Origin of the sequence: Streptococcus sp. UBA4344 (assembly GCF_002393675.1) — a bacterium.
GTDB lineage: Bacteria > Bacillota > Bacilli > Lactobacillales > Streptococcaceae > Streptococcus > Streptococcus vicugnae.
The window spans coordinates 1-5,664 of record NZ_DGTE01000016.1; the positions used below are offsets into that span (position 1 = coordinate 1).

At 35.4% G+C, this 5,664-nt stretch carries 4 protein-coding genes and 2 pseudogenes; 4 read left to right on the forward strand and 2 right to left on the reverse strand.

What is annotated here, in order from left to right:
- Both B4D49_RS02905 and B4D49_RS02910 read right to left on the reverse strand, forming a co-directional pair.
- Nucleotides 1–322, reverse strand: a pseudogene (locus tag B4D49_RS02905) (hypothetical protein); the annotation flags it as partial.
- Nucleotides 316–498, reverse strand: coding sequence for a bacteriocin (locus B4D49_RS02910; protein WP_249927663.1), 183 nt, complete (start codon nt 496–498; stop codon nt 316–318). The gene B4D49_RS02910 and the pseudogene B4D49_RS02905, both read right to left, overlap by 7 nt.
- Before the next feature lie 241 nt (nt 499–739).
- Here B4D49_RS02910 and B4D49_RS02915 point away from each other — a divergent pair, with 241 nt between their 5' ends.
- The 4 genes and pseudogenes from B4D49_RS02915 to B4D49_RS02930 form a co-directional block, all read left to right on the forward strand.
- Complete coding sequence (locus B4D49_RS02915) at nt 740–2,887, forward strand: peptide cleavage/export ABC transporter (protein WP_286783131.1); 2,148 nt, start codon at nt 740–742, stop codon at nt 2,885–2,887.
- An 11-nt stretch (nt 2,888–2,898) separates the two neighbouring features.
- Nucleotides 2,899–4,293, forward strand: coding sequence for a bacteriocin secretion accessory protein (locus B4D49_RS02920; RefSeq protein WP_132869752.1), 1,395 nt, complete (start codon nt 2,899–2,901; stop codon nt 4,291–4,293).
- Nucleotides 4,294–4,753: 460 nt separating this feature from the next.
- Nucleotides 4,754–5,158 (forward strand): CPBP family intramembrane glutamic endopeptidase, encoded by a 405-nt coding sequence (locus B4D49_RS02925; RefSeq protein ID WP_286783132.1) that lies wholly within the window; start codon nt 4,754–4,756, stop codon nt 5,156–5,158.
- A gap of 205 nt (nt 5,159–5,363) precedes the next feature.
- A pseudogene (locus tag B4D49_RS02930) lies at nt 5,364–5,664 on the forward strand (CPBP family intramembrane glutamate endopeptidase); the annotation flags it as partial.

Here is a 5,664-nt window from a genome sequence, read left to right on the forward strand (position 1 = left end):
GATAACAGAGAAGCGCAGCTGAAAGAGCAAGATTTGCTAGAGCTAGTAATACAACAACTCCAACATAGTGGCTATGAAACTTCACTTTGAAAAAAGCTCTGCCATTTTGTTTCAATAAATATCCCACTAATAATAAACTCACAAGGGTGTAATAAGCACATAGTAGAATGGTTCCACCGAAATCATTAATAGCGTATTTGGTAACGATTTTTCCTAACAAACATGGGAATGAACGAAAAAAGATGACATAAAAAAGAAGAGGAGAAGCAAGTATTAACACTTGCTTTCCTCTGTAATCATCTGAAAAAAGATGATTTAACAAACAATCATTCCTCCGTTAGCACCACTAGCAATTGAGCACCAGTCAATTTTTGTCCACCATGGTTTATCAGGTTTTAATGTCCCGCCACCACCGGCAAATACCTGATTTCCACCTTCAACTTTAGCAAGTTCTGCGTCTGTCATTACATCAAATTGTTCAAAAGTTTTTGTATTCATTTGAATACCTCCCAATAATTTTTTGTCATCGCGATTGACAAAATTTATTTTATCAGAATATTTCATCTTTTTTTACCCAAGTCGTAATTTGTTGTTTTTAGGTCGTAAATGGGAAATTTTTTCATATTTTCATGATTTTTTGACCGTTTGCGACCTATTTTTGACTTTTTACGACTTGGGCGTTTTTTAATCTTGTTTTATGGCACAATAGTTCTAGTTTCATTTTTAAAAGGGAAAGGTTATGAGAAGATATAAATATGTTAGTCAGATTGATTTGCGAGACTGTGGTGTGGCAGCTTTGGCATCAGTTGCCAAACATTATGGATCAGATTTCTCGCTGGCTCATTTGAGAGAATTAGCCAAAACAACTAAGGAAGGGACAACAGCATTAGGGATAGTTGAGGCAGCTAAAGCAATTGGCTTTGAAACACGCGCCATTCAGGCTAATATGGAACTGTTTGATATGGCTGATATTCCCTATCCTTTTATTGTTCATGTTAATAAAGAAGGCAAACTCCCGCATTACTATGTTATCTACAAAGCCAAAAAAGACTATCTTGTTATCGGTGACCCTGATTCGAGCGTTGGGGTCACTAAAATGTCCAAAACGCATTTTGCCAAAGAATGGACTGGAGTTGCTATCTTTTTAGCGCCTGCTCCGCATTATCAACCGCATAAAGATAAGAAAAATGGCTTAACAAGCTTTTTACCAATTATTTTCAAACAAAAGGCACTGCTAACTTATATCATCCTGGCAAGTTTGCTCGTGACCTTGATTAATATTGTTGGGTCTTACTATTTGCAAGGAATCTTAGACGACTATATTCCTAATCATTTGCAATCCACTCTTGGCATTGTCTCGGTTGGGTTGATTGTAACCTACATAATGCAACAAATCATGAGCTTTTCACAAAATTATTTACTTGTTGTGCTGAGCCAACGGTTAACAATTGACGTGATTTTGTCTTATATTCGTCATATTTTTGAATTGCCCATGTCCTTTTTTGCCACAAGGCGGACAGGTGAAGTTATCTCACGTTTCACCGATGCTAACTCGATTATTGATGCACTGGCATCAACGATTCTCTCTTTATTTTTAGATGTGAGTATTTTGTTTATTGTCGGAAGTGTCTTAATTCTGCAAAATGCCAATCTTTTTTTCATCACCTTAATAGCATTGCCTATCTATGCTATTATTATTTTGGCTTTTATGAAGCCTTTTGAGCGAATGAATCACGATGTCATGCAAGCCAATTCTATGGTTAGCTCTGCGATTATCGAAGACATCAATGGTATTGAAACAATTAAATCTTTGACTAGCGAGGAAGTCCGTTATCAAAATATTGACCGTGAATTTGTGGATTATTTGGATAAAAGTTTTACGCTTAGTAAGTATGAAGCTGTGCAAACGTCGTTAAAACAGGGAGCACAGCTGATTTTAAACGTCGTCATTCTCTGGTATGGTTCACATTTAGTCATGGCTGGGAACATTTCAGTAGGTCAATTGATTACTTACAATACGCTTCTGTCGTACTTTACAACACCAATGGAAAATATTATTAATCTGCAAACCAAACTACAATCTGCCAAAGTAGCTAACAATCGTCTCAACGAAGTTTACTTAGTGTCATCTGAATTTGATGGCAGACAACTCTTAAATGACAGCCATTTTCTACAAGGAGATATTGTCTTTGATAATGTTTCTTATAAATATGGTTTTGGTCGTGACACACTGAGTCATGTGAATTTACACATTAAGAAGGGTGAAAAAATTAGCCTAGTTGGTATCAGCGGTTCTGGTAAGACAACCTTAGCTAAAATGATTGTCAATTTTTACACACCTAACCATGGACAGATTACCCTTGGTGGCTACGATTTAAAAACCATTGATAAAAAAGCCATTCGCCAATACATTAATTACCTACCACAACAGTCTTACGTCTTTTCAGGGACGATTTTAGAAAATTTAACCTTGGGAGCACCTGACAATATCACGCAAGAAGAAATTCTGAAAGCTTGTGAAATCGCTGAAATCCGTGCTGATATTGAATCGACGCCACTAGCATACCATACCGAACTTTCAGATGGTGCTGGTTTATCTGGTGGGCAAAAGCAACGTTTAGCTTTAGCACGCGCTTTACTGACACAAGCTCCCGTCTTGATTTTAGATGAAGCCACAAGTGGTCTTGATGTTCTAACGGAAAAACGTGTGATTAAAAATTTACTATCTCTCACAGACAAGACTATTATTTTTGTTGCCCACCGTTTGAGCATTGCTGAACAATCTGACCGTGTCATTGTTCTAGATAAAGGACAAGTTATAGAAGAAGGGCATCATAAACAACTCATCCAAAATCAAGGTTTCTATGCACAGTTATTTCATGAATAAAAGGAGACCATATGAATCCTAAATTATTTCAATCTGCTGAATTTTATCATAGGCGTTATCATAATTTTGCGACTGTCTTAGTGATTCCAATGACACTCTTGGTCTTTTTTCTCCTTGCCTTTTCTCTCATTGGTAAAAAAGAAATTACCGTTACGACACTTGGTAGTATTAGACCAACAAAAGTCATCGCTGTTGTCCAATCAAGTAGCAATAACACCGTTTTAACCAATAATCTTAGTGAAAATAAGGCAGTCAAAAAGGGGGATCTACTCATCCAATACTCCGACAAATTGGAAGATAGTCAACTTAATGCCATTCAAACACAAATCGAAAGATATGAACGTCAACAAGAGGCACTCAATCAATTGAAAGAAAGTCTAAAGCAAGGACAAAACCTTTTTACAGGTGATGATGAATTTGGTTATTCAGCAACCGTTGAGCGTTTTTTAAATCAATCTCAAACAATTACTGCTCAAGTTTCTCAATCAAACCAATCAGTTGCTAAACAAGAAGCTGGTGTCAACCAAGCAAATGCAGCTATCGCCAATCAGATTGCTAACCTACAAACCCAAGCCAGTCAATATCAAGAAGTTAAAGATGCTATTCAAACTGATAAAACAAACGTATCTGGCAATAATCCATATGCAGCTACTCTTAATAGCTATCTTAGCCAAATTCAAACAATTGATACACAAAGCAGATCAACTGACAACAATTCTGCTAGCAAAGAAAGCGTTAAAAATCAATTTTTAACAGACCTACAAGGGCAGATTGATAGCATTAATGCCTCTATCTCTAGTTTGCAAACACAAGCTGCTTCCAATTATTCAACGGGAAGTTATGACACTAGTGCCACTAATCAAATTGAAAGCTTGCGTCAGCAGGAATTGACACAAGCTGAAACAGAACTTACGCAAATTACTCAAGAAAAAGAAAATTTGCAAGCGCAGCTTGACCAGACAAATCTCTCCAAAACTGACACCGTTTTAAAAGCTAGTCAAAGTGGCATTTTACATGTTTCTGATGAATTTGAAGGGCAAACGCTCTTGCCACAAGGCAGTCAGATTGCAGAGATTTACCCAGATATTGCCAAAACACAGCAAGTTGCTATCCGCTATTACGTTGACTCCACTCATGTTAGTCAATTGAAAAAAGGACAGACTGTTCGCCTAACCCTTGAAAAAATTAGCAATCACGCCATTGTTATCACTGGCAAAATCAGCAAAATCGCAAGTTCCGCCACACAAACCAAAGAAGGAAATGTCTTTGAGGTGACAGCACTAGCCACCGTTGATAAACAAGATAGCTCCAAATTAAAATATGGTTTACAAGGCAAAACAATCAGCACTATCGGCAAAAAAACTTTCTTTAATTATTACAAAGACAAGCTATTAAAAGATTTTTGATAAGTCCAGCCATAATAAATGGCTGGCTTTAATTTTTCTAAGTCATCACACAGCAAAAATCAGTCGTGAATGGTCATCATTCTTTAAAATTTGACTGTTTACGACTAAAAAACAACATTTTATGACTTGGATAAAAAAAGATGATACATTCTGATAAAATAACTTGTAACTATCTTATTAAAGGAGTACTTATGATAGAAAAACTAAAGAACTTACTAGTTCCAAAACTATTGGCAATATTTTTTATCTATTGTCATCTATTTGGATTGAAGTTTGTAATGTTTACTATTTTAAAACGGTTTGATTTACCATTAACAGATTATTTTTACCCCTTTCTTAATAGTTTAACTATTCTGTTTGTTGTGGTATTAGTCATTTACCTAAGACGGATAAGACCAGAAATATTTCAATAACATCGCTAAAACCTTTAGACTATTTATTAATTTTGCTTGCTTTTGGGGTGATATACACCTACTTCAATAAACTTTTATTTGTTGGTGGAGATATAAAGAACGATTTACTATTTTTCCGTCACTCACCGCAGGCGTTTTTGGTAGCATTACAACCCTTTATCATCGGACCAATCCTAGAAGAGTTAGTTTATCGTGGTGTTTTGATGACTAGTTTTTTTGAGAAATCAAAGTTTTACTTAGATTGCTTACTATCTGCTGTAATGTTCTCAGTAGCTCATCTATCTTCTTATGGTTTTAGTTTAGAGGTATTTAAAAACTATGCTTTTCTTGGTTTAATTTTAGCGATTCTTTTTAGAAAAACACGTTCGATTTATCCATCAATTCTTGTTCACATGGCGTGGAATATTTATCTGAGCTGGCATCTGATTGCATTTGTTTTCTTTGCTCAATAAATACAAAAGGAGATATTATGGAAAAATTCATAAAACGATATGGTTATCTGTTAACATTATTGGCAGTTACTTATATCTGGGTACGCTTTATATTACTAAACGTTCTCAATTATCAACAAAAATTAATCTATACAGGCATTTATTTCATCTACATCGTGTTGGTGCTTTTAAAAGTTTATAAACAGTAAGATAGGAGAAATATCAGGTGTCAAATCAGTATCAACAAAAACTTCTACTTGCCTCTCCTCTTCTTTTTTATGTCATCTTTTTTCGTTCATTCCCATGTCTGTTAGGAAAAATCGTTACCGAATATGCCATTAATGATTTTTTGGGGACCATTCTATTATGCGCTTATTACACCCTTGTTAGTTTATTATTAGTGGGATATTTATTGAAACAAAATGGCAGAGCTTTTTTCAAAGTGAAGTTTCATAGCTACTATGTTAGAGTTGTTGTATTACTAGCTCTAGCAAATCTTGCCCTTTCAGCTGCGCTTCTCTGTTATC

Coding starts and splice junctions, on each gene's coding strand:
- B4D49_RS02910 (WP_249927663.1), bottom strand. CDS start 498: ATGAATACAAAAACTTTTGAACAATTTGATGTAATGACAGACGCAGAA.
- B4D49_RS02915 (WP_286783131.1), top strand. CDS start 740: ATGAGAAGATATAAATATGTTAGTCAGATTGATTTGCGAGACTGTGGT.
- B4D49_RS02920 (WP_132869752.1), top strand. CDS start 2,899: ATGAATCCTAAATTATTTCAATCTGCTGAATTTTATCATAGGCGTTAT.